The sequence below is a fragment of the Micromonospora trifolii genome, assembly GCF_022229005.1.
GTDB classification, from domain to species: domain Bacteria; phylum Actinomycetota; class Actinomycetes; order Mycobacteriales; family Micromonosporaceae; genus Micromonospora; species Micromonospora trifolii.
This window is the reverse complement of record NZ_JAKKFD010000035.1, coordinates 49,268-75,807: the sequence shown is the minus strand read 5'-3', so window position 1 is coordinate 75,807 and position 26,540 is coordinate 49,268. Positions and strand designations below refer to the sequence as shown.

The following is a 26,540-nucleotide window of genomic DNA, read 5'->3' as shown; positions in this document are numbered from 1 at the left end:
GGCTCACCGGCGGTTGTCGCGCCAGCGTTGGGCGTCTCACCGGCGGTTGTCGCGCCAGCGTTGGGCGTCTGGTCGGCCGCCGTCGCGCCAGCGCCGGGCGTCTGGTCGGCCGTCATCGTGCGCACGCCGGGGAGGATGCGGCCACGGGTCACCAGGTCGGCGGCGAAGTCGGCCAGCTCGGCGAGGTGCCGCAGCGTGGCCCCGGCCACCGCCGAGATGTCGTCCAGGGCTTGCAGCAGCGAAAGGGCGTCGTCCGGGTCGTACACCAGGGTGGGGACCCGCCACCCGGCCATTGTGAGCCGGCCGCGGGCCGCAGGTGCGACGGTGGTCCGGATCAGCTCGGGTGAGTCGGTCGGCGCGCCCGCCACTGTGGGCAGGGTGAGCAACGCGGTGTCCGGCCGGCTCGGCTCGGCGGCATCGGCGAGGACGGCGGCCAGGTCGGTGTGCCCGGCCGCGAAGGGGTGCGGGCGTTCCCGGGCCGGCCGGCCCGAACGCGGGGCGGGGATCGGTGCGGCGCTGTCCTCGGCCCAGATGGCGAGGCCGCCGGTCGAGCTGCCGCCGGGCAACCACAGCCCGTGGATGACCAGCACCTGCTCCCCCTAGTCGCCGCCCGCCCCCAGAATAGGCGGCCCGCCTGACCAGACGTCACCCACCGGCCCACCTGCGCCGATCTTGCAGTTCGTGTCGACGTTCTGCGAATGGTGCACCTTTTGTCGCCACAAAAAGTGCAAGATCGCGGGGGCTGGAGGTGGGAGGAGCAACGGGTTAGCGTCGGTGTTGTGGTCGATCTCCTGGTTCTTGGCGGGCTTGGCGTGGACGTACGGGTTCGGGTGCCCGCGCTGCCGCTACCGGCTGCCGACTCCCACACCGTCGAGCCGATCGAGCTGCGGATCGGCAACACCGGTGCCGGGGTGGCGTTGGCCGCCCGGGCGCTCGGCCTACGGGTACTGGTGGTCGACACCCTCGGCGCCGACCCGGCCGGTGAGCTGGTCCGGGCGGCGTTGACCCGGGCCGAGGTGCCGGCGTTGCTGGCCGAGCACCGGGGCGGCACCCGCCGGTCGGTGAACCTGGTGGACCCGGGCGGGCGGCGCACGTCGCTGTACGACCCGCGCCCATGGCAGGGCGGTCCACCGTTTCCGGCCACCGAACTGGCCGCACTGGTCCGCGACGCCCGGCACGTCCACCTCTCGATCATGGACTGGGTGGTGCCGTCGCTGCCCGTCGTCCGGGCTGCCGTTCCGGCGAGCGTGGCGCTCTCCACCGACCTGCACGACTGGGACGGCGAGAACACCTACCATCAGCCGTTCGCTGAGGTCGCCGACCTGGTTCTGCTGAGCGGGGTGCGGTTGGGCGACCGGGCCGCGTCGCTCGCCGGCACGCTGGCGCCCCGGACGGTGGTGGTGACCCGCGGCGCGGACGGCGCCGAACTGTACCCGGGTGACGGCACGACGGTGCCCGTGCCGCCTGCCGTTCCGGACAAGCCGGTGGTGGACAGCAACGGGGCGGGCGACGCCTTCGCGGCCGGCCTGATCGCCGCCCGGTTGCGCGGCGAGCCACCGGCGCGTGCCGCCCGGTACGCGGCGCGGGTTGCCGCTGCGGCCTGTACGCATGACGGGATGGAGTATCCGCCGGGCCTGTTGCCCACCGGTTGACGGTCGACGGCGTGCGCCGACCGGGGCTCAGAGCGCGCCGGCCTCGCCGTCGGTCAGCTCGCGCAGGATGTCGGCGTGGCCCGCGTGCCGGGCCGTCTCCTCGATCATGTGCACCAGGATCCAACGCACCGACACCTCACCGAGCTGCGGGTGCGGCACCACATGGTCGAGGTCGACGCTCGCGGCGACCTCCCGGGAGCGGGCGCAGGCCCGCTCGTACGCCTCGGTGATGCCGACGATGGTTTCCTGGTCGCCGAGCGTGAAGCTGGCGACCGCGTCCTCGTCGGAGGTCAGGTAGACGTCGCCGGGCTCGGGTGCCAACAGGGTCGGGAACCAGTTCCGCTCGACAAGGGTCAGGTGCTTGACCAGCCCGGCGAGCGTGGTCGCCGACGGCACCAGCCGGCGGCGGCCGTCGGCGTCGGCGAGACCGCGCAGTTTGCGCAGCAGCACGGCCCGGTGGAAGTCGAGGAAGGAGGTCAGGACGGCGCGTTCGTCGCCGGTGCGGGCGAGCACCGGACCGAGCGTGGGATCGATCGTCTGCTCCATCCGCCGACCCTAGCCACGGGCCGGGCGCCCCGCTGCCCCGCTATCCGCTGCGGGCGGGCGCCGCGCCGGGCAGGATGGGCGCATGGCTTCATCCGTGCAGATCCTTCTCGTCGGCGGCACGGCGGACGGGCAGACCATCACCGTCGAACTGGACAGCAACGGCCGTCCGCCGCTGACCCATCATCACCTCGGCTCCGGTGGGCTGGCCGACGCGCAGATCTACGAGTTGGAGACCGCCCGCGAGGAGGCCCGCGAGTGGCGCTACCGCTGGACCGGCCCGGCGGTGTGACCGCCCGCTCAGACCCGGGTCAGGGTCTGGCTGCGCAGGCTCTCCAACACACCACGGGTGACCTCCGAGGTGCCCCGCGCCTGATCGCACACCTCCGCCACCCGTCGTGCGGTGGCTTCGGCGCGTTGCTCCCGCTCGTCCCAGAGTCGGTCGACCTCGGCCAGCAGCGGCCCCTCGACCTCCCGCTCCACGCCGCGTAGCGCCGGCACGCCGAGCCGTTGGGCCAGGTCGAAGACCTTGCCGGCGTACGGCAGGGGCAGGAACGGCGTACCGACCATCGCCGCGAAGATCAGGAAGTGCAGGCGCATGCCGACGGCCAGGTCGAAGTGACGCATCAACCCCAGCACCTGCTGCGGAGAGTAGGTGCCGTGCAGGATTCGACCCCGCTCGGCCGCGACCATGTGCGACAGCACCCCGTGGGAGTGCCGGATGTCGTCGCGCTCCATCGGCACGAACAGCACGTACGCGTCGATCCGGTGCACCAGGAAGTCACCGATCTGGGCCAGCAGCCGGTGGTAGCCGTCCACGTCGAGGCGTTCGGCGGCCCGGCCCGGCTCCCGCACGCTTATCCCGACCAACCGCTTGCCGACCGGCACACCCTCCTCGGCCAGCAAATGGGCCGGGAACTCCTCCGGTTGCAGGAGGAACGCCGGGTCCGCGGTGACAGTGATCGGGTTGAGCAGGCCAGCTTCTTCCAGCACCATCCGGGACTCCTGGTCCCGGACGGTCACCTGGGTCGCGCTGGAGAGCGTTTCCCGGACCATGCCGGTGTCCACGCCGTCGCTGAGCGGCCCGACCCCCACCGCGTACGTGATCAGCGGCAGGCCCCGTTCCTGGGCCACCCGGACCACCCGCAGGTAACGGCGGGCCTCCCGGTCGTAGAGGATGCCGCCGCCGCCCAGGATGAGCAGGTCGAGCTGGGCCAGGACCAGGGCCGAGTCGGTACGGCTCACGCCCTCCCAGGGCACCGCTTCGACGTCCGGGTGTGCGGCCCGGGTGTGTTCCGGGTTCCGAGAGAAGACGATGATCCGGGCGTTCGGTTCCTGTGTACGCAGATCGGTGAGCAGGCCGGTGAGGATCGCCTCGTCGCCGAGGTTTCGCCCACCGTACGAGCCGAGCACACCGATGGTCAGTCCGGCGCCGTGCGTCATCCGTCGCTCCTCCCCAGGTGCGGTCCGCGCCGGTTTCCCGCTGGGCAGGTGAACAGTCCTGCCGAAGGGACCCGTCCCCCGGGCCGCCGCCGGCTCAGCTCGCCGGTGTGAGGCGCTTCGCCATCTGCTGCGAGGTGACCTCGAAGCCCAGACTGCGGTAGAGGCCGATCGCCACGGCGTTCGTACCGAAGACGTTCAGACCCAGCTCGGGGACGCCGAGCTGGGCGAGTTCGACCTCGATGAGCTGGATCATCCGCCGCGCGTACCCGCGTCCCCGGTGCTCCTCGTGCACCTCGATGTTGTGGATCCACGCCTGGTCGGGGGCGGCGGCCGTCGGCAGGGTCACCCAGATCCAGCCGACCTCGGTGTCGCCGACCCGGCCCAACCGCAGTAGCGCCCCCTCGGTGGCAGCGCCCGCCGGCAGCGACTCCCGGATCTGGTTGACCGACCGTTCAAGGGCCGCATCGGGCGTCATTCCCCGGTGCGCCACCAGGTCCTCGGCGTACCCCTGCTCCAGTGATTCGAGCAGGCAGGCCAGGTCCTGTTCCGTCATCGGCGTCAACGTCAATTCCACCGCGTCTCCCCTTCGTCGTCGCGAGCGGGTAGTGCAGCAGAACCGGCCCGGACACGCCAACTGTTTCCCCGTCCGGGCCGGACGGGACGGCCGGGGGGTGCGCGGGCCGGCGACGATGGCCCTGTGCGGATCGCCCACGTCAGCGACAGCCACCTCACCAACCCGGAGGGGGTGGCCACCTCGGTCGGCACCACAGTGGCGCTGCTGCGCGCCGCAGGGCACCCTGTCGCGTTGTACTGCCCCGGCCCACTGTTGCGGTGTCGCCGCCAACCGGGCGAGGTGCCCTCGCTGTCGGTGCCGACCCGGCCGTACCGGTTGGCGCTGCCCCGCCCGCCCAGCGCACCGGTCGACGTGGTGCACGTGCACACCACCGGCCCGCTCGGCGTCGCCGGCCTGCGCTGGGCCGCAACCGAGGGCGTACCGACCGTGCTGACCTGGCACACCGACCTCGTCGCGTACGCCGCGCACTACCCGGAGATCCCGATCGGGGCCGCGTACGCCGGGCTGCGGCTGGGTCTGCGCTGGCGGGCCCGCGACCTGTGGGCGCTCGCCCACCCCGGACCGGGTCGACAGGCCCGGCTGGTGGCGCTCGGGCGAACCCTCCTGGCCCACAGCACTGTCCTGATCGCCCCGTCGGCGAAGACCGCGGCGATGATGGCGACGATGGCGGGGCGTACCCCGATCGTGGTTCTGCCGACTCCGGCCGCCGCGCCACACGCCGACGCCGACGACCGGCGGCGGCTGCGGGCCCGGTTGGGCATCCCGGCGGACGCGCCGGTGCTGCTCGCCGTGGGGCGGGCCACGCCGGAGAAGAACCCGGAGTTGCTGCTGGCCGCGTTCGCCCAGGTACGCCGCGAGTTGCCGACCGCCCGGCTGGTGCTGCTCGGGGCCCGGCGGCACCGGCTCGCGATCCGCCGCATCGCCCGCCGCTACGGCGTCACCGGCGCGCTGCACCTGCTCCGTCCGGTGCCACGGCACCGGGTCGGCGCCCACTACCGGGCGGCGGACGTGCTCGCGTTCACCTCCACCACCGACACGCAGGGCCTGGTGCTCGCCGAGGCCGAGACGTACGGGCTGCCGGTGGCCATGGTGGACACTCTGCTCGCCGAGCGGCCCGGCACCGGCACCACCCGGCCGGTCGCCGAACCCAGCCCGGCGGCGTTCGGGACGTTGCTCACCCGGCTGCTGACCGAGCGGGAGTTGCGCGCTGCCGTGATCCGGGACGGCCGGGCGGCGGCGACGTCCTGGTCCGCCGAGCGCTACCTGGCCGAACTGGTCACGCTGTACGCGTCGCTGCCGCCTGTCGACTGGTCGTCGTGGCGTCCGTCGACGCGGCGGTGGTAGCGTCCGCCGGTGGCCGACCGGGTCCTGCGGGTGAGCACCGCTGTGGTGCTCGTCGTCGGGCTGGCCCTCGCCGGAATCGCCGCCCGCGAGGAACCCGTCGAGCTGCTGTTCTACTTCACAGTGCAGGTCGACCTGGCCTACCTGGTGGTGTTGCTGGCCGGCTGCGGTGACCGGGTGCGCACCGCGCTCACCGTCTACCTCGTCGGCACCGCAGTGGTCTTCGTCCTCGTGCTGGCCAACCCGTGGAGCGGCTACGCCATGGTGGCGACCCCCGAGGCTCGGGGGCTGGTCTCCGACGCCGGCAACCTGCTGCTGCACGCCGTGGTGCCGCCCCTGGCCGCCGCGCAGTGGCTCCACCGCCCACCTCGGGCCGCGCTGCGTCCGGCGTACGCGGTCAGCCTGCTCGGCTACCCACTGCTGTGGCTGACGGTGATCCTGGTCCGGGGTGCCGTCGGCGGGGCCGAGGACCGCTACCTCTACCCGTTCCTCGACGTACCCCGCCTCGGTTACCCCACCGTCGCCCTCAACGCGGTGCTCTTCGGCGGCACCCTGCTGCTGATCGCCCTGACCGCCGTGCGCATGAGCAGACGGCGCGCCGGTTGACAGTGCCGGATCACTGTCCCGTCTGCGCGGACTCCAGGCCGTGTGCCAACTGCGCCAGGTCGTGCAGACGCAGGTCGCCGTCGAGCCCCTTCAGCGCGGCGGTCATCGCCCCGGCCGCCCGACCGGCCAGCAGGCCGACCTCGGCGTCCTCGACGACCAGGCACCGCGCCACAGGTACGCCCAGCAGCGCCGCGCCCCGCAGGTAGCCCTCCGGGTCCGGCTTGCCGACGCTGACGTCCTCCACGGTGACGAGCACCGGCGCCTTGATGCCGGCGGCACCGAGCCGGGCCTCGGCGAGCCGCCTGTCGGCGCTGGTCACCACCGCCCAGGGCAACGCCATCCGGGCCAGCGCGTCCAACAGCTCGTGCGCCCCGGGGGTGGCCGTCACGTCGGACAGGTCGTCGTACTGCAACGCCAACTGCCGGGCCGCGGCAGCGGCGACCGCGGACTCGTCGAGAGCGGGCAGCAGCCGACGGATGGTCCGGTCGGCAGGGCTGCCGTGCGCGATCGCCAACGCCGCCGCCGGGTCGACGGCGTACTCGGCGGCCCACCGCTCCCAGGCCCGCTCCACGGCGGCGTCGGAGTCGACAAGGGTGCCATCCATGTCGAACAGCACCGCGCCAATTCCTGCCAGTTCCACTCCACACGCTCCCCAAATCGCTCGTCCCACCCTCCCCCGCCCCGGAAGATCCGCGCAACTTCGGTGATCCTGCTGCCTTCCCGCCTGATGAGGCAGCAGCATCCGTGACGTTGCACGGATCTTGGGTGCCCGCCGGGTCGGCAGCCGTCGAGGATCGCGCTCGCCTCGCCGAGATCGCGGCCACCGTCGCGCACCTGGCCAGCCCCGAGGCCGGCTACGTGACCGGTGCGGTGGTAGACGTGGACGGTGGCTTCACCAGCTGACGAGCCCCGGGCGGCGTCGCCGTGCCATCCGGCGCCGCCCGGCCCCAACCATCTCCGGGGCGGGAGGCGTTTCTCCTGAACGAGGGGGTGGGCATGGTCGAGTCGTTCCACGAGTTCGTGGTGCACCGTTCGCCGGCGCTGTGCCGGACCGCGTACCTGCTGACCGGCGATCACCAGCTCGCCGAGGATCTGGTGCAGACCGCCCTCGCCCGGACCTACCGGCACTGGCGGCGCGTCCGCGACGGCAACCCGGAGGCGTACGTGCGGCGGGTCATGTACCACCAGCAGATCTCCTGGTGGCGACGCCGTCGGCCGATCGAGCGGCTGGAGCCGACGCCCACCGAACGGGCCGACGCGGATCACAGCGAGGCCACCACGCTGCGGCTGACCCTGAACGCGGCGCTGCTCCAGCTCAGCCCCCGTCAGCGGGCGGTGATCGTGCTGCGCTACTACGAGGACCTGACCGAGGCCCAGGTCGCCGAGGTGCTGGGCTGCTCGATCGGCGCCGTGAAGCGACACGGCCACGACGGGCTGCGCCGGCTGCGAGCCGTCGCTCCGGAGCTGGTGCGGGACACCGCGGAGAGGAGCACCCGATGACCGTCCGACTTCGCGACGCGCTGCGGTCCACCGCCGAGGACGTGCCCACCTACCCGGTGTACGAGCGCGCTCTCGCCACCGCCCGTCGTTCCCGCCGCCGCCGGCTGTTCGCCGCTGCCGGCGCGGTGGTGCTGCTCGCGCTGGCCGGGGTGACGGTGCCGCTGACCCGTACCCCTGCCCTCGACCCCGCCGCCGCGGACGCCGCGCTGCCCGACCGGCTCGGCCTGCCGCCGATCGGCACGCTGCACGTCGGCGACCGTCCCCGGCTGGGGTCCGCCTCGGTCATCTTCAGTGGCCCCGCACCACGCCTGCGCGGCTGGAACGACGCGAGCATCGTCGGGCTGGTCGGCGCGGACTCCGACAGCTATCGGATCATGCGCACGGGTCGGGACGCGGCGGCCGGCGAGACGGTGCACCTCTCTCCGGACGGCCAGCACCTCGCCCGGTCCGACGGCGACGAGGACCAGCCCGGCGTCGACGTCGTCGACCTGGCCAGCGGCCGGACCTGGCACCTGAAGTCGAGCGTCACCAACACAGTGGCGAGCGCGCCGGTCGGCTGGTCCGCCGACGGCACGTCGCTGGTCGTCCGGGACGAGGTGCCGGTCGCCTTCGACGGAGCCACCTACACGTCGGTGCTGAGCATCGTCCCGCTGGACGGTGGGCGGTGGACCACGCTGGCGTCCGGCGCGCAGGAGGCGCGCTTCGGGTCGACCGTCGCCGCCGCCCCGGGCCGACTCGCCTACCAGTACGGCAGCACCGTCACGGTGGCCGACGTGCAGGGTCGGGAACTCTCCTCGTTCCTTCTACCCGACGAGTCCTGGCTGGCCGGCAAGGGTGCGTGGAGCCCCGACGGGGCCACGCTGACGCTGGCCACCCGCCGGCCGGCCACCGGTGAGTGGACACTGCGCCGGGTCGACCCCCGTACCGGGCGCGATGGAGAACCACTACGCCTGCCCCCCGTGACGGGGATGGTCTCCATCCGGCTGCTCGGCTGGGCGCCGGACGGTTCGGCGCTGGTGGCCGCCCACCAGCGGGACCCTGACGCGCCCGAGCGTCCGCTGGAGGAGCAGACCGGGCCGCCCGCGACTGCCGAGCAGGTGAGCAGCGTACGGGTGCTGGCGCTCACCCCCAATGCCACAGCGCCACGGACCGTACTGACCACGCCCGCCCAGGTGAACGCCGTCGACGTCGCCGATCAGGTGATCCGCGACGGACGGGTCCGCGACGCACAGCCACCGGGCGGGGTGGGCGGCCGGTTCTGGCTCTGGACGGGACTGCTGACCGTGCTCGTCGGCGGGGCCGTCCTCTACGGCAGCCGCGGACGGACCCGGCGGTGGCTCGACGATCGGCGGGCGCGCCGGCGCGACGGGTGAGGACTGCCGGCTCGTCGCGGAACCCGGCGCCGGTCGGCGGTCACCGTGGACAGTCAGGTGATCAGCGCGACGGCGGCGCTGTCCTGCGCCCGCCCGTCATGGCGTCACCGGGCCGGTTACCACCCGTCGGGCGCCACCGGCGCGGGCGCGCCGATCACCGTGCCGGCCGCCGGCCCCGGGCCGCTGACCCGGGGCCACCCACTGCAACGGCCCCACCAGCTCCGACCCATCCTTCGCGGCCCGACGCCGGGTCAGCCACGCCACCAGGAACATGAGTACGGCGATCGCGACGACCATCCTCAACGTGGTGATCACCGTTTGTGGTCCCGACCCGTACAGCAGAGCGCACTGTCCGAGGCCGATGGTGAGCACCACCCGGGCGGTGCTGCGGGAGCCGAGCACGAACCGCTCGGTGAATCCCACCCCCAGGCCGAGAAGCAGGGCGACGAGGATCAGCCCGACCGGGCCGTAGTAGGCGACGCCGGTGCCGAGGATCGTGGGCAGCCAGTCGACGTGCTGACTCAACCCGTGTGCCTCGTCGATGTACGCCTCTTCGGACCGCTGTTCCAGACTGCGTCCCCCCACCTTGTTCGGGGCGAGAATGCTGGGTACCAGCATGGCGAGGTTGTTGCCGACGGTGGTCAACCCCACGGGTTGCCCGGAGCCGCGCAAGCTGTCATAGACCTGGGCACCGAACACGTTGCCGTCGAACCGGTACACCACGTCGTCGAGGATCGCCTCTCGACTCTTCGCGGTGTGCAACGTCCCGGCCCCGTCGATCAGCGCTTCCAGCCGGTCGCCGCCGCCCTGGCCGGCGTCGAACGCCTCCCGGCCGGCGACCGCACGCGTGCTGGAGATCAGCGCGGTGAACGCGGCCACCATCACCACCAGCATCGCGAGCTGCTTGCGGGACGGCCGCACCCCGTGCAGGGCGGCCCCGACGAGGGTCAACACCGCCGCGAAGACGATCATCGCGCGGGTGCCTGCCATCGCAAGCAGAGCGCTCTGGGCGACGAGGACCGGCAGTAGCCACCGGGTCCCCCATCGCAGCAGCACCACGGCGCCCAGAATCGCCAGGACCGGCACCAGGAACTCCCCGGCCAGGTCGACGAGGACCCCGCCGCGCTCAGGGATATCCGCACCGGCGTTGACCGGCGCCAACGGTTGCACAGCCCCCTTGCCCTGCCACGTCGCGACGAGCAGCGGCGCGGCCAGGAGCAGCAGCCACGGCAGCCGCAGCTCCGCCAACCCACTCTCCGGTTTCGCGTGCGAGGTCGGCCTGACCCGGGGTTGCCGCACGACCAGGGCGTACGTGCCCGCGTACACCGCCATGGCGACGGACACGAGGAGCACCCAGTCGTCGATGATGCCCTGACCGACGTAGGTGCGATAGAAGTTCCGGCCCGGCCAGAGCGACTGCATGACCTCGGTGACGCCGTGGAACAGCACGGCGACGAGCAACATCAACGCGCCCGGCCGGCGCATCCAGTCACCGCGGATCGCGAGGTGCACCACGACGACCGAGGTCGCCTGGATGGCCAGGCCGATCGCCACCGACACGGTCAGCATGTCGTCCCCCGCTGGTAGGCCGCGCGGATGCGCTGCGGCGACGGGGGTCAGGCCTACGCCCACCGCCCGCCCTGTGACCAACGCGAGGAACCTGCGCACGTCACTGTCGTGCGGGCGTTCGTGACCCAGTCGTGCCGTCCGAGCCTTCGCAGGTCGGAGAAGGTTGTGGGCGCGGCAGGTTTCGAACCTGCGACCCCCCGCTTGTAAGGCGGGTGCTCTCCCACTGAGCTACGCGCCCGGATCGCCCGTGTGGCGGGCCGGTGGCTGGCAAGCTTACCTGCCCGCCACCGACCCGGGCGCACGGCGTACCCCGGTCAGTTGGTCGCTTCGGCGATGGCCTTGCGCCAGCCCTGCTGGTCGCGGGCCTCGCCCGGGCCGTTCATCTCGGCGAAGCGGACCACGCCGGTCCTGTCGATGACGAAGGTGCCCCGGTTTGCGAAGCCGGCCACGTCGTTGAAGACCCCGTACGCCTGGGCGACGGCGCCGTGCGGCCAGAAGTCGGCGAGCATCGGGAACTGGTAGCCCTCACGGTCGGCCCAGATCTTGTGGCTGTAGGCCGAGTCGACGCTGACGGTCAGCACCTGGACGTCGTCGTTCACGTACTCGCCGAGGTTGTCGCGCACCTCGCCCAACTCGCCCTGGCAGGTGCCGGTGAAGGCGAGCGGGTAGAAGACCAGCAGCACGACGCGCCTGCCTCGAAAGTCCGAGAGGCGGACCTCCTGGTTGTTCTGGTCCTTGAGCACGAAGTCGGGTGCTTCGGCACCAACCTCGATGGGCATGCGAACTCTCCTCGCGTCGAGTCGGGTGTTCGGCACCAGCCTGCTACCCGGCGGTGGCGGACCGTCGGGCGAGCGGAGCGGCGCTGGCTACTTCTTGGCCTTGGCCCCTCGACGCAGCACCAGACGTGCGCCGCTCCAGTCCCGGCCGGCGTTGACGGTCGAGGTCTGCTGAAGGCCGGCGGTGGGCGCGGACTCCGCGACCTCGCTCGGCTCGACGTGCCCCTCACGCCCCGCCTTCGGGGTGAGCAGCCACACGACGCCGTTGTCGGCCAGCGGGCCGAGGGCATCGACGAGCAGCTCGAAGAGGTCACCGTCGCCGTCCCGGTACCAGACCAGCACCGCGTCGACCACCTCGTCGGTGTCCTCGTCGACCAGATCTCCACAGCGGTCGGTCAGGGCGTCCCGGAGATCCTGGTCGACGTCGTCGTCGTACCCCATCTCCATGACGACCATCCCCGGTTCGATTCCGAACCGGTCCGCCAGGCTGCGTACCCCGTCGGCGGCCTGACCAGCGGTCGCGCTCACTGTCGCGTGCCTCCTCATCTCGTCCCTGCTCGCGGCGTCGCTGCGACGCCGTCAGGCAAAGTCCACACAGTTGTGCCTCTGCGCGCAAGTGGCGCACCGGGTGGAACGGAATTTACCGTGCCAGCAGCGTACGGGCACCGTCGGTAATGGCTTCCTCGGAGACCAGTACGTGACGTGCTGCCGGACCTAATGGTACAAACGAGTCAACTCCCGCCACTCGACGCGCGGCACCGACATATCCGGCGTCGACCAGCGCGGCGATGACGCCCTCGCCGACCCCGCCGGAGCGGCGCGTCTCGTCCACCACCAGCACCCGGCCGGTCGCCGAGGACTCCCTGATGATGTCCGCCACCGGCAGCGGAGCCAGCCAACGCAGATCCACCACACGGGTGCCCACGCCCTCCTCGGCGAGGACGGCCGCGGCCCGCAGGGACATCCGCACCCCGTTACCGAAGGTGATGATGGTGAGGTCGTCCGCCGAGCCGACCCGGTAGACCCGGGCCCGCCCGATCGGCACGTGCCCGGCCACCCACCCGCCCGGCTCCGGATAGCCGGCCAACCACTCGCCGTCACCATCCGTGTACAGATCGCGGGTGTGGTAGAGCGCGATCGGCTCCAGGAACACGCAGACACTGCCGTCCACCGCCGCGCTCGCCAGACAGGTCCGCAGCATGGGCGCGGCGTCGTCCGGCCGCGCCGGCACCGCGACCACCAGACCGGGCACATCCCGGAGTACGGCCACCGAGTTGTCGTTGTGGAAGTGCCCGCCGAACCCCTCCTGGTACGCCAGGCCCGCCACCCGCACCACCATCGGGTTGCGGAACGCCCCCTGCGAGAAGAACCGCATGGTGGCCGCCTCGCCGCGCAGTTGGTCCTCGGCGTTGTGCAGGTACGCCAGGTACTGGATCTCCGGCACCGGCAGCATCCCGGCCAGCCCGGCGCCGAGGCCCAGCCCGAGCACCGACGTCTCGTCGAGCAGCGTGTCGAAGACCCGCGCCGCCCCGAACCGGTCGCGCAGCCCCTTCGTCACCCCGTACACGCCGCCCTTGGCTGCCACATCCTCACCGAAGAGCGCCATCTGCGGGTGGTCGAGCATCCCGTCGGCGAGTGCGGCGTTGATGCTCTGCGCCAGTGTCATCGGCCCGGCCAACTCCGGCGGCTTGCCGCCGAACGCCTCCGCGCGGGCGCCCGCGCCCGGCCCACTGGCCCGCGCCGCGGCGTCGGCCACCGCCCGCGCCACCCGCACCGGACGGCGGGGCGCCAGCGCCGACACCACGTCGGCCGCGGAGGCCAGCTTCGGCTCGCCCAGCACCTCCTCGGCCAGCCGGCGTACCTGCCAGCCGGTCTCGTCGTACCGGGCCAGCAGCTCCTCGCCGGTCGCCACGCCGGCGTCGACCAGCAGCCGCGCGGTGGCGGCCACCGGGTCCCGGTCCAGGTCCTCGGCCAGCTCGGTCGGGCTCCGGTACGCCGACTCCGCGTCCGCCCCGGCGTGGCCCATCAGCCGTACGGTGCGCAGGTGCAGCACGGCCGGCCGGCGGTTGCGGCGGACCCACGTCGCTGCCTCTGCCGCCACCTCGTACGTCCGCACCGGGTCGGCTCCGTCCGCGCTGAAGTAGCGGATGCCCGGCTTGGCGCGCAGGGTCGTCTCGACCCAGCCCTCCGGTGAGCGGACGCTGATGCCCAGCCCGTTGTCCTCGCAGACGAAGAGCACCGGGATCCGCAGCCCGGCGTGGTCGTACCACCCGGCGGTGTTGAAGGCGGCGGTGGCGCTGGCGTGGTTGACCGAGGCGTCGCCGAAGGAGCAGACCACTATCGCGTCCGGTGGCCAGGGGGCGTGTGTGGCGCCCGCGCCGCTGCCGACCCGCACCCCGGCGCCGGTGCGCCGTCCGGCGCTGTCCAGCCGGCGCAGCCGCTCGACTGCCAGTCCCATCCCGACAGCGCGGGGCAGGTGCGAGGCGATGGTGGAGGTGGTCGGCACGATGGCCAGGTCGGCCCGGCCGAACACCTTGTGCCGGCCCCCGGCGATCGGCTCGAGGCTGGACGCGACCATCCCGCGCAGCACGTCCCGGGCCGCGTCGGCGTACGTCCCGAACCCGTTGGCGGCCGAGGTCGCCGAGGTCGGTCCGGTCCCGTCCGGCTCCGATTCGGACACCTGCGGATCGGCGGACGGCTCGGGGTCGCGGGTCGATGCGCCGTCGGCTGTCGACTCACTGTCGGCGGACGGCTCGGAGTCGGCGGCCAGCGTTGGGCCGGCGGCGGCCTGGGCGGCGCGGAGGCAGTAGAAGGCGCCCGAGCGGTAGTGCAGCAGCGCCGGATCGGTGGGACGCAGCGCGGCGGCGACCGCTGCGTTGCCCTCGTGCCCGGCCGACCCGATGGTGTAGAAACCCTCCCCGAAGCTGCGCAACCAGCGGCCGGCCAGGTCGAGCTGCCGGCTGGTCACCTGCGCGTCGAACAGGTCCAGCACCTGCGCGCCGGTCAGTGGGGCGTCGTCGGTGACCGGGTCGGCGGGGTCACGCCGCCGCTCGGCGGCAGGCAGCGCCGCCAGCGTCTCCCGGAACCGGTCGTCGAGATCTTGCGGGGTGGTCACGTCGGACAGCATTACCGACGGAAGCCCTGCTCGCCCAGTGGGACACGGCCGGCAGGGGTGCGCTCACTCCGGCCCGAAGGACTCCGGACAGCCACCGTCGGACACCTTCCAGACCAGCTCACGAAGGGTGCCCAGTTCCTCGTCGCTCAGCCCGGACAGGAGTCGGGAGTCGGACATCACCTCGATCACCCGGGCCCGCACGGCGCGGCCCTCCCCGGTCACCAGCAGCGTCTTCTGCCGTCGATCCGTCGGGTCGGTGCGGCGCTCGACCAGCCCGGCCTGCTCCAGCTTGTCGACCAGCACCGTCACGTTCGACCTGTCGCAACCCAACTGACCGGCGAGATCCCGGGCCGGCAGCGGGTGGTCCGGGTCCAACTCGCGCAGCGCCCGGGCTGCCGCCGGGGTGAGCCCCAACTCGGCGAACGCGGTGCCCTGCCGGTGTCGCAGAGCGTCGGTGACGTGCGCCATCCGCCGCACCACGTCGACGGCGAGGCCGGCGCGGTCCACCGGCCCGCCCACTGCGGAACCCACCTGCTGCGTCACGGCCACATCGTACGCAGTACGCGGTCGTCCAACTCAGCGATCAGGTTCGTGGGCGGCAGGTCAGAACGGATCGACAGTGGTCATCGGTGTTCGACTGCCGGCGACGAGCAGGGCCACTCGCTGTCACCTGTCGGCCACCGGGGCTCGCGAGGCTCCCGGAGTCACGAAGATCGGACTCTGGGGAGGACTCGTGTCACTGTCCCGACGTACCATCCTGCTGTCCGGCGCCGCACTCGGCGCCGCGGGCGCGGTCACCGGGCTGCCGGTGGCGGCCGGCGCGGCGGCGGCCCACCGGCCGCTGACCTATCCGTTCACCCTCGGTGTGGCCTCCGGCGACCCCGACCACGACGGGTTCGTGCTGTGGACCCGCCTGGCCCCGCAGCCACTGGCCGAGGACGGCCTCGGCGGCATGCCGGACCGCGACGTGCCGGTGCACTGGGAGCTGGCCGCCGACGAGCGGTTCCGGCACGTGGTGCGCCGTGGGGTAGCGGTCGCCCGCACCCGCTCGGCGCACAGCGTGCACGTGGAGCTGGCCGGCCTGCTGCCCGGGCGCGAGTACTTCTACCGATTCCGCGCCGAGCGACACCTCTCGCCGATCGGGCGCACTCGCACCGCTCCGGCACCGTGGACCATGCCGGCCGCCCTGGCGATGGGCTTCGCGTCCTGCTCCCAGTACGAGCACGGCTACTTCACCGCCTACCGCCGCCTCGCCGAGACCGAGCCGGAGCTGATCCTGCACCTGGGCGACTACCAGTACGAATACGCCCCGGACACGTACAACGTCCCGGGTGGCAACCCGCGTGACCATGAGGGACCGGAGACGCGGACGCTGGCCAACTACCGCCAGCGGCACGCCCAGTACAAGACCGACGCCGACCTGCAGGCCGCGCACGCGGTGGCGCCGTGGGCGGTGGTGTTCGACGACCACGAGGTGGAGAACAACTGGGCCGACGAGGTGCCCGAGGCGCCGGACCCGGAGTTCCCCGCGCGGCGGGCGTCGGCGTTCCAGGCGTACTACGAGAACATGCCGCTGCGGCGCACCTCGATCCCCCGCGGCATCGACATGCAGCTCTACCGGCGGGTGCGCTGGGGGCGTCTGGCCACGTTCCACATGCTCGACACCCGGCAGTACCGCGACGACCAGGCCTGCGGCGACGGCTACCGGGACTGCGCGGCGGCATCCGACCCGGCCCGGTCGATCACCGGGGCCGAGCAGGAGGCGTGGCTCCTGGACGGCTTCCGCCGTTCGGACGCCCGGTGGGACATTCTGGGCCAGCAGGTCTTCTTCGCTCAACGGGACAACAACTCCGGCCCGCTCACGGTCACCAGCATGGACGCCTGGGACGGCTACGCCGCTTCCCGGGACCGGATCACCCGGGGCTGGCTCGGTGCCGGGGTGCGCAACCCGGTGGTGCTGACCGGCGACGTGCACGCCCACTGGGCCAGCGACCTCAAGCTCGATTACGCCGACCCGACCTCGCGCACTGTCGGCACCGAACTGGTCTGCTCGTCGATCACCTCGACCGGCGACGGCGCGGACTCGGTCTCCGGCTCGCACCCGTGGTTCGCGTTCAACCCGCACCTGCGCTTCCAGAACAACCTCCGGGGGTACGTCCGCACGACGATCACTCCGGGGCAGCTCACGGCCGACTTCGACGTACTGCCGTACGTCACTCGGCCGGACGCGCCCGCGTACACGCGGGCCTCGTTCGTGATCGAGGACCGCGTGCCCGGCTTGCACCAGACGGCGGACAACCCGCTTCCGTCAGGAGCCCGCACTGCCACGCCATCTGCGGACCCCGGCCAGCAGACCGTCCAGCAGGAGACCGTCCGCCCGTAACCCGCCCTACGCCTCAAGATCCGCGCAAAATCAAGGATTTTGTTGCCTCGCCACGCGCCGAGGCAGCAGTTTCGGGGAAGTTGTGCGGATCTTGAGGCGGGACGACGGCGCGGGGGTCAGGCGGGGAGGAAGGAGAAGCGGACCTGGCGGGTCGGGTTGTCGCCGTTGGTGTCGACGAGGCAGATCGACTGCCAGGTGCCGAGCGCCAGCCGACCGCCGAGCACCGGCAGCGTGGCGTACGGCGGGATGAACGCCGGCAGCACGTGGTCGCGACCGTGGCCGGGCGAGCCGTGTCGGTGCCGCCAGCGGTCCTCGGTGGGGAGCAGGTCGTCCAGCGCGCTGAGCAGGTCGTCGTCGGACCCCGACCCGGTCTCGATGATCGCCAGGCCGGCGGTGGCGTGCGGCACGAAGACGTGCAGCAGGCCGTCGCCCTCGCCCGAGACGAACTGCTGAGCCTCTGCGGTGATGTCCCGGACTGTCGGTCGGGACCCGGTCTGGACGGTGATCACGTCGCTGCGCATACGTCGCATTCTGCCGCAGGGTGCGGTCAGGAGCTGCCGCCACCGCCGCCGGAGTCACCGCCGCCGGACCAGCCGCCGCCAGAGTCACCACCGGACCAGCCCCAGTCGGACCAGCCGCCGCCGGAGTCGCCGCCGCCGGCCGGCTCCGTACCGTCGGAGTTGTCGTGGTCGCCGTCGCGCTGGCGGCCGACGTGCCCGCTCCCGGCGTCCCCTGCGGGCATCGGGTAGAAGCCGTACCCGCCGCCGTCCGAGTCTGGACGGCGGCGACGACGGCCAGCCTGGCCGTTCAGACGGGCCGCGCGGACCGCCGCCCGCAACAGGACCACGCCGAACACGACCAGGAGGGCCCCGAGGGCCATCAGTCCCACAGTCGGCCAGTAATTGCCGGAGGCGAGGGCGACAGCGCCGATGACCAGGCCAACCACCCCGAAAACGATCATGCTGGCGGCGACCGCGACAGAACGTCCGTTCATGGTGCTGACGGTAGGAGTGGCGGTCAAACCACTCAGGTTCCGACCGCCCGTCGCGCTAAGTTACCGGCGAGTACCTGTGTTCAGCATCGCGTCGGGGGCACCTAGACGTGACGACGGGTGCCACCAGGGGGCAGGATGGCGCTAGAGACCTATCCCACACACAACCGAGGGAACGCCTGTGGCTACGGAACGCAAGCGCCCGGTGATCAGCGACGGCCTACCGAGCCAGCTTCCGGACATCGACCCTGAAGAGACCAGCGAATGGGTCGAGTCGCTTGACGGTGTCATCGACGAACGCGGCGCCAAACGCGCCCGCTACGTCATGCTGCGCCTGCTGGAGCGGGCCCGTGAGCGCCAGGTCGGGGTTCCGCCCCTGACCACCACCGATTACATCAACACCATCCCGTCGGAGCGCGAGCCCTGGTTCCCGGGTGATGAGCACGTCGAGCGGAGGATCCGGGCGTACGTCCGGTGGAACGCCGCCATGCTGGTGCACCGGGCGCAGCGCCCGGAGATCGGCGTCGGCGGGCACATCTCCACCTTCGCCAGCTCGGCGTCGCTCTACGAGGTGGGCTTCAACCACTTCTTCCGGGGCAAGAACCACCCGGGCGGCGGCGACCAGATCTTCTACCAGGGCCATGCCTCCCCCGGCATGTACGCGCGGGCGTTCCTTGAGGGGCGGCTCAGCGAGCACCAGCTCGACGGGTTCCGCCAGGAGCTGTCGCACCCCGGTGGTGGGCTGCCCTCGTACCCGCACCCTCGGCTGATGCCGGACTTCTGGGAGTTCCCCACCGTCTCGATGGGCCTCGGCGGTCTGAACGCGATCTACCAGGCCCGGTTCAACAGGTACCTGCAGCACCGCGGCATCAAGGACACCTCCCAGCAGCACGTCTGGGCGTTCCTCGGCGACGGCGAGATGGACGAGCCGGAGACGCTCGGCGCCATCGGCGTCGCGGCCCGCGAGGAGCTGGACAACCTCACCTTCGTGATCAACTGCAACCTCCAGCGGCTGGACGGCCCGGTCCGGGGCAACGGCAAGGTCATGCAGGAGCTGGAGGCGTTCTTCCGGGGCGCCGGCTGGAACGTGATCAAGGTCGTCTGGGGCCGTGAGTGGGACCCGCTGCTCGCCGCGGACACCGACGGCGCGCTGGTCAACCTGATGAACACCACGACCGACGGCGACTACCAGACCTACAAGGCGGAGTCCGGCGCGTACGTGCGGGAGCACTTCTTCGGCCGTGACGCACGGACCCGCAAGATGGTCGAGCCGCTCAGCGACGACGAGATCTGGAACCTCAAGCGGGGTGGGCACGACTACCGCAAGCTCTACGCTGCCTACAAGGCGGCCACCGAGCACACCGGTCAGCCCACTGTCATCCTGGCGAAGACGATCAAGGGCTGGACGCTCGGCTCGCACTTCGAGGGCCGCAACGCGACCCACCAGATGAAGAAGCTGACCCTGGAGGACCTGAAGACCTTCCGGGACCGGCTCTACCTGGACATCCCGGACTCGGCGCTGGAGGACAACCCCTACCTGCCGCCGTACTTCCACCCGGGCGAGAAGTCCGAGGAGCTGGCGTACCTCAAGGAGCGGCGCGAGCAGCTCGGCGGATACCTGCCGTCCCGGCGGACCAGCACGAAGCGGCTGGCCATCCCCGGCCCGGAGCGGTTCGCCGACATCAAGCGCGGCTCGGGCAAGCAGAAGGTGGCCACCACGCAGGCCTTCGTCCGTCTGCTCAAGGACGTGATGAAGGACAAGGAGTTCGGCAAGCGTTGGGTGCCGATCATCCCGGACGAGGCCCGCACCTTCGGTCTCGACTCGATCTTCCCGACCGCGAAGATCTACTCGCCGCACGGCCAGCGCTACACCTCGGTCGACCGCGAGCTGTTCCTGTCGTACAAGGAGTCGACCTCCGGGCAGATCCTGCACGAGGGGATTAACGAGGCCGGTTCGGTGGCCTCGTTCACCGCTGCCGGTTCGGCGTACGCCACGCACGACGAGCCGATGATCCCGATGTACATCTTCTACTCGATGTTCGGGTTCCAGCGGACCGCCGACGGGCTGTGGGCAGCGGCCGACCAGATGGCCCGGGGCTTCCTGCTCGGCGCCACCGCCGGTCGGACCACGCTCAACGGTGAGGGCCTTCAGCACGAGGACGGGCATTCGCTGCTGATTGCCGCGACAAACCCGGCAGTGGTGGCGTACGACCCGGCGTTCGCGTACGAGATCGCGCACATCCTGGAGCAGGGTCTGCACCGGATGTACGGGGACGCGCAGGAGAACGTCTTCTACTACCTGACGGTCTACAACGAGCCGACGCTGCAGCCGGCCGAGCCGGCCGACGTGGACGTGGAGGGCCTGCTCAAGGGCATCTACCGCTACTCGCCGGCACCGCAGGTCGACGGCCCGAAGGCCAACCTGCTCGCGTCGGGCACCGGGATGCAGTGGGCGCTCAAGGCCCAGCAGCTGCTCGCCCAGGACTGGGGGGTGGCCGCCAACGTCTGGTCGGTGACCTCCTGGACCGAGCTGCGCCGCGACGCTGTGGAGACCGAGGAGTACAACCTGCTCAACCCGGGCGCCGAGGCGAAGGTTCCGTACATCCAGCAGAAGCTGGCCGAGGCGGACGGGCCGAAGATCGCGGTCAGCGACTTCATGCGCGCGGTACCGGATCTGATCGCCCGCTGGGTACCCGGCGACTACACGTCGCTCGGCACCGACGGTTTCGGCATGTCGGATACCCGGCACGCGCTGCGCCGGCACTTCCACGTCGACGCGGAGTCGATCGTGGTGGCCACGCTGCGGCAGCTCGCCCGCAGCGGCGCGGTGGCGACCACGGTGCCGGCCGAGGCCGCCAAGAAGTACGCGATCGACGACGTCAACGCCGCCCCGGTCGGCGAGACCGGCGGCGACAGCTGACCCCGCACCACTGAGGAGGGCCCGGCGCAGATGCGCCGGGCCCTTTTCGGTGTACGGAGCGGCGGTGGTCCGGGGGCCCTGGCGGGGATCCGGACCACCGCCGTCGCGGGTGACGCCGGGAGGATGAGCGCTCGTCAGCCGACGGCGGCCAGGTCGGTGAGCCGGGCCAGCGAATCCTCCAGGTCGGCGCCGACCCGACGCAGTCCGAGGCGCAGCATGGCCGCCTTGACCGGGCCGGCCGGCCAGCGGACCACGATGAGGCGCACGATGGTCCCGCCCTCCTCCTCGTCTCCGGTGAGCTGGACGTAGATCTCGGTGCGCGCCTCCGCCCGAGATCCAGCACCCCTGGCCCGTTCCCGCCAGCCGATCAGCGTCGGCTCCTGGTAGGCGATCACCTCGGCCTCATGCGCCGAGCCGCGCCCCGCCTGGACCAGTTGTCGCCGCCCGAAGCCCTCTCCCGAGAGCACTTCGGCCGCGCGGACCCCGGCCAGCCAGGCCGGCAACTGCTCGGCCCGCTGCACGACATCCCAGACCACTTCAATTGGCGCCGCCACGTGCGCACTGCGTTCCACGAGGATCATTTCCGTCTTTCCTCCGGTGAGGACATCCCACGATATCGGCACTCTATGCGCTAAATCGGACTTACCTGGACGGGTTCGGAAAAAGACACGCCGATCAACCATTGCGGAATGCGCCAGGCCGGCCTATGGCGCATTCATCGAGAGCGCCCTAAAGTCCCGAGCACGTTTCACGTTGACCGGGAGGGCGCATGTCGACCGCACCGATGCCCCAGTTCCCCACCGGCTTCCGCTGGGGCGTCTCCACATCGGCCCACCAGATCGAGGGCGCCACCACTGCCGACGGCCGAGCTCCGTCCATCTGGGACACCTTCGCGCGCTCCCCCGGGCGGATCAGCGACGGCAGCAGCGGCGAGGTGGCCTGCGACCACTACCACCGGCACACCGAGGACGTGGCGCTGCTGGCCGGCCTGGGCGTCTCCGCGTACCGGCTCTCCATCGCCTGGCCCCGGGTCCAACCCACCGGCGCCGGCCCGGCCAACCCGGCCGGCCTGGACTTCTACGACCGCCTGGTGGACGAGTTGCTGGCCGCCGGCATCGACCCGGTGGCCACCCTCTACCACTGGGACCTGCCGCAACCCCTCGAGGACGCCGGCGGCTGGCTGCACCGCGACACCGCCGCCCGGTTCGCCGAGTACGCCGAGAAGACGGCTGCCCGCCTCGGCGACCGGGTCCGGCTCTGGATCACCCTGAACGAGCCGTTCATCCACATGAGCCTCGGCTACGGAATGGGTGTGCACGCCCCCGGCCGGATGCTGCTGTTCGACGCCTTCCCGGTCGCCCACCACCAACTGCTCGGGCACGGGCTCGCTGTCGCCGCGCTGCGCGCCCACACCGCCAGCCCGGTGGCGATCGCCAACAACTACTCGCCAGTGCGGGTGATCGGCGACAGTGACGCCGACCGGGCCGCCGGTGCGGCGTACGAGGTGCTGCACAACAGGCTCTTCACCGACCCGCTGCTCGGCCGCGGCTACCCGGAGCTGCCCGGCTTCGACCCGAGCGTCATCCACCCCGGTGACCTCGACACGATCGCCGCGCCGATCGACGCGCTCGGGGTCAACTACTACAACCCCACCGGGGTACGGGCGGCCGAGGAGGGTTCACCCCTGCCGTTCGACCTCGTGCCGCTGGACGGCTACCCGCGTACCGCCTTCGACTGGCCGGTGGCCCCCGACGGGCTGCGCGAGTTGCTCGGCTGGCTGCGCGACACCTACGGCGACGCGCTGCCGCCCATCGAGATCACCGAGGGCGGCTGCGCGTACGACGACGCACCCGACGCGAACGGGCAGGTGGCGGACCCGGAGCGGATCACCTACCTCGACGGGCACCTGCGGGCGGTCCGGGCCGCCATCGACGACGGGGTGGACGTCCGCGGGTACTTCGTCTGGTCCCTGCTGGACAACTGGGAGTGGGCCGAGGGGTTCACCAAGCGCTTCGGGCTGGTGCACGTCGACTACGCCACCCAGACCCGTACGCCGAAGTCGTCGTACACCTGGTTGCGCGACGTGATCGCGGCCAGCCGACCGGGGTCGACGCGGTGACCACCCTCGATCCGACGCCGGCGTCGCTGCCGGCGGCGCTCGCCGAGCCGACGGTGCCGGTGCGCCGCGGCTGGATCGGTTTGATCTTCGCGGCCAACCTCGGCGTGTGGATGGCGTTCTTCACGCCGATCCAGGTGCTGCTGCCGCAGCAGATCGAGCAGATCGCCCCCGGCGACAAGGAGAACATGCTGGCCGTGGTCACCGGCCTCGGTGCGCTGGCAGCGGTGCTGGCCAACCCCCTGGCGGGCGCGTACTCCGACCGGACCTGCCTACGGATCGCCGGCCGCGAGTTCGGTCGTCGGCACGTCTGGACGGCGGGCGGGGCCGTGCTCGGCGCGGCGGCCCTGGTGCTGCTGGCCCAGCAACGAACCATCCTCGGGGTCGCCCTCGGCTGGGTCGCCGCGCAGGTCTGCTTCAACGCGATGCTGGCCAGCCTCAGTGCCGCCATCCCGGACCGGGTTCCGGTGACGCAGCGCGGCGGCGTCTCGGGTTGGGTGGGCATCCCACAGGCGCTCGGGCTGGTGCTCGGCGCGGTACTGGTCACCGCGGTCGTCACCGGCAACGCCGCCGGATACCTCGCCATCGCCGTGGCCATCCTGCTGCTGTCGCTGCCGTTCGCGCTGCTCACCCCCGACGAACCGCTGCCGCGTACCCATCGGCCAGTGGTGCGCACGCGGGCGCTGCTGGCCTCGATGTGGATCAGCCCGCGTCAGCACCCGGACTTCGCCTGGGCCTGGATCACCCGGTTTTTGGTCCAGCTCGGCAATGCCCTGGGCACCCTCTACCTGCTGTACTTCCTCACCGACGGGGTGCGCCACCCCGACCCCGAGGGTGGCCTGCTGATCCTGATCCTGCTCTACACGCTCGGGATGATGCTGACGGCCGTGGTCGCCGGCCGGATGTCCGACCGTTCCGGTCGCCGCAAGATCTACGTGATCGTCTCCGGGCTGATCATGGCGGTGGCGGCGCTGCTGCTGGCGGTCGCGCCGGTCTGGCCGATGGCCGTCGTCGCGGCGCTGCTGCTCGGCGCCGGCTACGGCGTCTACCTCTCGGTGGACGCCGCGTTGATCACCCAGGTGCTGCCCCGGGCCACCGACCGGGCCAAGGACCTGGGCGTCATCAACATCGCCAACTCGGCGCCGCAGGTGCTCGGGCCGGCGCTCTCCGCCCCGCTCGTGGTGTACCTGGGCGGCTATCCCACGCTCTACGCGGTCACCGCCGCGGTCACCCTGCTCGGCAGCGCCCTGGTCGTCAAGATCCGCTCGGTGCCGTAGGGGGCGGTGGCGGAAAGCAGTCGCGTACCGCCGTAGGCTGGGGGACGTGACAGTACGTGTGCGATTCGCCCCTTCCCCGACCGGTATGTTCCACGTCGGCGGCGCCCGCTCGGCGCTGCAGAACTGGATCTACGCCAAGCAGCAGGGCGGCGTGTTCGTGCTGCGCATCGAGGACACCGACGCGGCGCGCAACAAGCCCGAGTGGACCGAGGGCATCCTCTCCGCGCTGGACTGGATCGGGATCTCCCGGGGCAGCTACGAGGGCCCGTACTTCCAGTCGGCGAACGCCGGTGAGCACCGGGCCGCCGCCGCGCGCCTGTACGACTCGGGCCGCGCCTACTACTGCGACTGCACCCGCGAGGACGTGCAGGCCCGCACCGGCTCGCAGTACCAGGGCTACGACGGCTACCACCGCGACCGTGGCCTCGGCCCCGGCCCGGGTCACGCGCTGCGCTTCCGTACGCCCGACGAGGGCGCGACAGTGGTGGTCGACCTGATCCGTGGTGAGCCCACCTTCGAGAACAAGCTCATCGAGGACTTCGTCATCGCCCGGGGCGACGGCTCGCCGGTCTTCCTGCTGGCCAACGTCGTCGACGACATGACCATGGGGATCACCCACGTGATCCGGGCCGAGGAGCACCTGCCCAACACCCCCAAGCAGCAGCTGCTCTGGGAAGCCCTCGGGGTCAAGCCGCCGATCTGGGCGCACGTGCCGGTGGTGGTCAACGAGAAGCGGCAGAAGCTCTCCAAGCGCCGGGACAAGGTCGCCCTGGAGGCGTACCGCGACGAGGGTTACCTCGCCGGCGCGATGCGCAACTACCTCATGCTGCTCGGCTGGGCCCCCTCCGGCGACCGGGAGATCGTGCCCTGGTCGGTCATCGAGGACGAGTTCCGGCTCGACGAGGTCAACCTCTCCTCGGCGTTCTTCGACGAGAAGAAGCTGCGCGCGTTCAACGGTGATTACATTCGCGCGCTGCCGGTGGCCGAGTTCATCGACGCCTGCCAGCCGTGGTTGACCGGCACCGGGACCATCGCGCCACCGCCGTGGCAGCCGGAGGAGTTCGACGCCGACGCGTTCGCCGCCGTGGCGCCGCTGGCCCAGACGCGGATCGCGGTGCTCAGCGAGATCGTGCCGAACGTCGACTTCCTCTTCCTGGCCTCGCCCCTGATCGACGAGGCCGCCTGGACCAAGACGATGAAGGACGGCTCCGCCGAGCTGCTGGACGACGCCGTCGCGGCGTTCGAGGCGCTGGAGTCCTGGGACGCCGAGTCGTTGAAGTCGACGCTGGAGGCGGTCGGCGCCGAGCGGGGCCTCAAGCTCGGCAAGACGCAGGCGCCGGTACGGGTCGCTGTCACCGGCCGCACCGTGGGTCTGCCGCTGTTCGAGTCGCTGGAGGTGCTCGGTCGCGAGCGCACCCTGACCCGGATGCGCGCCGCCCGCCTGCGCCTGGTCTGACGGCCCCGCCCCACCCGCGCGCCGATCTTGCGGGTTCGGTTGTCGACATGAGTGCGATGCCCCTTGTGTCGGGGCAGCAAGTGCAAGATCGCGGAGCGGAGCGCAATGCGCTCCGCTCCGTTGGTCACTGGGCTCCGCGTCTGCGGCGGAACACCAGGCCGGCCCCGAGTGCGGCGAGCAGCAGCAGGCCGCCGAGCGCCCAGATCCACCAGCGACCGCCGGAGTCGGACTGCTCCGACGCCGCCGGCACTGTGGAGGCCGTCGAGCTGCCGGGTGTCGCCGACGCGGGCCCGGCAGAGGGTACGCCGACGGCCGAGGGCGAACCGGTCGGGCTGGCGCTGGCTGCGGCCGACGGCGAGGCGGACGGGTCGGCGGCGGTGCCGGCGGTGAGGGTGAACCGCACCTCGCCCTTCACCGGATGCCCGTCGGACGACGTGAGCTGGTAGCCGACGATGTAGAGCCCGGCGGCGGCCGGCTTGAACGGCACCCGCACCCGACTGCCGTCGAAGGCCGGAGTCCCGCCAGCGACCACATTGTCCGGTCCGGTTATTGTGATCTTCGTCGTAGTCGGCGACGGCTTGGCGAGGAACCGCAGCTCGACCCGGGCGGGTGCCGACGCCACGCGGGCGCCGTCGCGCGGGTTGCTGCCGGTCAGCTCGTTGTGGGCGGCGGCTGGTGCCGCCGGCACCAGAAACGACACACCGAACGCCACGCCGAGCACCACTGGCATGACCCGCACCGTACGTGTAACCCTGCCCCCCATGAACCCCTCCGTAAGGGTACGATCCGCCCGCTGATCAAACGGCTCCTCATTAGTCGAGCAGAGATCGCAGATAGTTCCAATTACTGTTCCGAATGCTGCAACTTATCGACGTTCTGCGGAGTCTGTAGGAGTGGACGCGACC

24 protein-coding genes, 1 tRNA gene and 2 pseudogenes are annotated in these 26,540 nt (G+C 71.8%); 12 read left to right on the top strand and 15 right to left on the bottom strand.

The window, feature by feature from the left end; genetic code table 11:
* Nucleotides 1–590 (bottom strand): annotated as a pseudogene (locus NIE79_RS21890) (ATP-dependent helicase); the annotation flags it as partial.
* A 189-nt stretch (nt 591–779) separates the two neighbouring features.
* Here NIE79_RS21890 and NIE79_RS21885 point away from each other — a divergent pair.
* Nucleotides 780–1,652 (top strand): carbohydrate kinase family protein, encoded by an 873-nt coding sequence (locus NIE79_RS21885; protein ID WP_238680332.1) that lies wholly within the window; start codon nt 780–782, stop codon nt 1,650–1,652.
* 27 nt (nt 1,653–1,679) lie between these two features.
* Here NIE79_RS21885 and NIE79_RS21880 read toward each other — a convergent pair whose 3' ends face one another.
* Nucleotides 1,680–2,198, bottom strand: a complete 519-nt coding sequence (locus NIE79_RS21880) for a DinB family protein (protein WP_238680331.1) — start codon at nt 2,196–2,198, stop codon at nt 1,680–1,682.
* A gap of 82 nt (nt 2,199–2,280) precedes the next feature.
* Between NIE79_RS21880 and NIE79_RS21875 the strand changes: the two genes are divergently transcribed.
* Nucleotides 2,281–2,487: a DUF8847 domain-containing protein gene (locus NIE79_RS21875; RefSeq protein WP_030488784.1), complete on the top strand. Its 207-nt coding sequence runs from the start codon at nt 2,281–2,283 to the stop codon at nt 2,485–2,487.
* Between the two features lie 8 nt (nt 2,488–2,495).
* Here NIE79_RS21875 and NIE79_RS21870 read toward each other — a convergent pair whose 3' ends face one another.
* Both NIE79_RS21870 and NIE79_RS21865 read right to left on the bottom strand, forming a co-directional pair.
* A complete protein-coding gene (locus NIE79_RS21870; protein ID WP_238680330.1) occupies nt 2,496–3,638 on the bottom strand; it encodes a polysaccharide pyruvyl transferase family protein in 1,143 nt (380 codons plus the stop codon).
* A 94-nt stretch (nt 3,639–3,732) separates the two neighbouring features.
* Nucleotides 3,733–4,191 carry a GNAT family N-acetyltransferase gene (locus tag NIE79_RS21865; protein WP_238680329.1) on the bottom strand — a complete coding sequence of 153 codons (459 nt, stop codon included), beginning with the start codon at nt 4,189–4,191 and terminating at the stop codon, nt 3,733–3,735.
* A gap of 144 nt (nt 4,192–4,335) precedes the next feature.
* On the opposite strand from NIE79_RS21865, the gene NIE79_RS21860 reads away from it, so the two are divergent.
* A complete protein-coding gene (locus tag NIE79_RS21860) occupies nt 4,336–5,556 on the top strand; it encodes a glycosyltransferase (protein WP_238680328.1) in 1,221 nt (406 codons plus the stop codon).
* 9 nt (nt 5,557–5,565) lie between these two features.
* Nucleotides 5,566–6,159, top strand: a complete 594-nt coding sequence (locus NIE79_RS21855) for a Pr6Pr family membrane protein (RefSeq protein WP_238680327.1) — start codon at nt 5,566–5,568, stop codon at nt 6,157–6,159.
* A 10-nt stretch (nt 6,160–6,169) separates the two neighbouring features.
* Here the strand turns inward: NIE79_RS21855 and NIE79_RS21850 are convergent, their stop codons facing one another.
* Nucleotides 6,170–6,799 carry an HAD-IA family hydrolase gene (locus NIE79_RS21850; RefSeq protein WP_238680326.1) on the bottom strand — a complete coding sequence of 210 codons (630 nt, stop codon included), beginning with the start codon at nt 6,797–6,799 and terminating at the stop codon, nt 6,170–6,172.
* 125 nt (nt 6,800–6,924) lie between these two features.
* Between NIE79_RS21850 and NIE79_RS21845 the strand changes: the two genes are divergently transcribed.
* The 3 genes from NIE79_RS21845 to NIE79_RS21835 all read left to right on the top strand — a co-directional run bounded on the left by NIE79_RS21845 (nt 6,925) and on the right by NIE79_RS21835 (nt 9,032).
* The gene (locus NIE79_RS21845) at nt 6,925–7,062 is read left to right on the top strand and encodes an SDR family oxidoreductase (RefSeq protein WP_308193206.1); all 138 of its coding nucleotides are present in this window, start codon (nt 6,925–6,927) and stop codon (nt 7,060–7,062) included.
* 93 nt (nt 7,063–7,155) lie between these two features.
* Nucleotides 7,156–7,659, top strand: coding sequence for a SigE family RNA polymerase sigma factor (locus NIE79_RS21840; protein ID WP_238680325.1), 504 nt, complete (start codon nt 7,156–7,158; stop codon nt 7,657–7,659).
* Complete coding sequence (locus tag NIE79_RS21835) at nt 7,656–9,032, top strand: hypothetical protein (protein ID WP_238680324.1); 1,377 nt, start codon at nt 7,656–7,658, stop codon at nt 9,030–9,032. The genes NIE79_RS21840 and NIE79_RS21835 overlap by 4 nt, the downstream gene beginning before the upstream one ends.
* Nucleotides 9,033–9,128: 96 nt before the next feature.
* On the opposite strand, the gene NIE79_RS21830 is transcribed toward NIE79_RS21835, so the two are convergent.
* The 6 genes and pseudogenes from NIE79_RS21830 to NIE79_RS21805 form a co-directional block, all read right to left on the bottom strand.
* Entirely contained in the window at nt 9,129–10,601 is a 1,473-nt protein-coding gene (locus tag NIE79_RS21830; protein ID WP_238680323.1) for a hypothetical protein, read from the bottom strand.
* 166 nt (nt 10,602–10,767) lie between these two features.
* Nucleotides 10,768–10,839, bottom strand: a tRNA-Val gene (locus NIE79_RS21825).
* 76 nt (nt 10,840–10,915) lie between these two features.
* On the bottom strand, nt 10,916–11,380 hold the full coding sequence (locus NIE79_RS21820; protein WP_238680322.1) for a peroxiredoxin: 465 nt from the start codon (nt 11,378–11,380) through the stop codon (nt 10,916–10,918).
* 87 nt (nt 11,381–11,467) lie between these two features.
* A complete protein-coding gene (locus tag NIE79_RS21815) occupies nt 11,468–11,905 on the bottom strand; it encodes a DUF3052 domain-containing protein (RefSeq protein ID WP_030330240.1) in 438 nt (145 codons plus the stop codon).
* A 112-nt stretch (nt 11,906–12,017) separates the two neighbouring features.
* Nucleotides 12,018–13,988, bottom strand: a pseudogene (locus tag NIE79_RS21810) (thiamine pyrophosphate-dependent enzyme); the annotation flags it as partial.
* 567 nt (nt 13,989–14,555) lie between these two features.
* A complete protein-coding gene (locus NIE79_RS21805; protein WP_238680338.1) occupies nt 14,556–14,960 on the bottom strand; it encodes a MarR family winged helix-turn-helix transcriptional regulator in 405 nt (134 codons plus the stop codon).
* Between the two features lie 265 nt (nt 14,961–15,225).
* Between NIE79_RS21805 and NIE79_RS21800 the strand changes: the two genes are divergently transcribed.
* Complete coding sequence (locus NIE79_RS21800; RefSeq protein WP_238680320.1) at nt 15,226–16,875, top strand: alkaline phosphatase D family protein; 1,650 nt, start codon at nt 15,226–15,228, stop codon at nt 16,873–16,875.
* A 116-nt stretch (nt 16,876–16,991) separates the two neighbouring features.
* Here NIE79_RS21800 and NIE79_RS21795 read toward each other — a convergent pair whose 3' ends face one another.
* Both NIE79_RS21795 and NIE79_RS21790 read right to left on the bottom strand, forming a co-directional pair.
* Entirely contained in the window at nt 16,992–17,396 is a 405-nt protein-coding gene (locus NIE79_RS21795; RefSeq protein WP_238680319.1) for a YjbQ family protein, read from the bottom strand.
* A 26-nt stretch (nt 17,397–17,422) separates the two neighbouring features.
* The gene (locus NIE79_RS21790) at nt 17,423–17,869 is read right to left on the bottom strand and encodes a hypothetical protein (protein WP_238680318.1); all 447 of its coding nucleotides are present in this window, start codon (nt 17,867–17,869) and stop codon (nt 17,423–17,425) included.
* A gap of 178 nt (nt 17,870–18,047) precedes the next feature.
* Between NIE79_RS21790 and aceE the strand changes: the two genes are divergently transcribed.
* The gene (aceE, locus tag NIE79_RS21785) at nt 18,048–20,786 is read left to right on the top strand and encodes a pyruvate dehydrogenase (acetyl-transferring), homodimeric type (RefSeq protein ID WP_308193205.1); all 2,739 of its coding nucleotides are present in this window, start codon (nt 18,048–18,050) and stop codon (nt 20,784–20,786) included.
* 134 nt (nt 20,787–20,920) lie between these two features.
* On the opposite strand, the gene NIE79_RS21780 is transcribed toward aceE, so the two are convergent.
* The gene (locus NIE79_RS21780; protein WP_238680317.1) at nt 20,921–21,367 is read right to left on the bottom strand and encodes an SRPBCC family protein; all 447 of its coding nucleotides are present in this window, start codon (nt 21,365–21,367) and stop codon (nt 20,921–20,923) included.
* A gap of 188 nt (nt 21,368–21,555) precedes the next feature.
* Here NIE79_RS21780 and NIE79_RS21775 point away from each other — a divergent pair, with 188 nt between their 5' ends.
* From NIE79_RS21775 to gltX, 3 genes are read left to right on the top strand one after another with little or no spacing between them, the layout of a single operon-like run.
* Nucleotides 21,556–22,905, top strand: coding sequence for a GH1 family beta-glucosidase (locus tag NIE79_RS21775; protein ID WP_238680316.1), 1,350 nt, complete (start codon nt 21,556–21,558; stop codon nt 22,903–22,905).
* Complete coding sequence (locus NIE79_RS21770) at nt 22,902–24,179, top strand: MFS transporter (protein WP_238680315.1); 1,278 nt, start codon at nt 22,902–22,904, stop codon at nt 24,177–24,179. Before NIE79_RS21775 ends, NIE79_RS21770 begins: the two co-directional genes overlap by 4 nt.
* Before the next feature lie 46 nt (nt 24,180–24,225).
* On the top strand, nt 24,226–25,635 hold the full coding sequence (gltX, locus tag NIE79_RS21765) for a glutamate--tRNA ligase (RefSeq protein ID WP_308193204.1): 1,410 nt from the start codon (nt 24,226–24,228) through the stop codon (nt 25,633–25,635).
* A 124-nt stretch (nt 25,636–25,759) separates the two neighbouring features.
* Here gltX and NIE79_RS21760 read toward each other — a convergent pair whose 3' ends face one another.
* Entirely contained in the window at nt 25,760–26,365 is a 606-nt protein-coding gene (locus NIE79_RS21760; RefSeq protein ID WP_238680314.1) for a copper resistance CopC family protein, read from the bottom strand.
* Between the last annotated feature and the right edge of the window lie 175 nt (nt 26,366–26,540).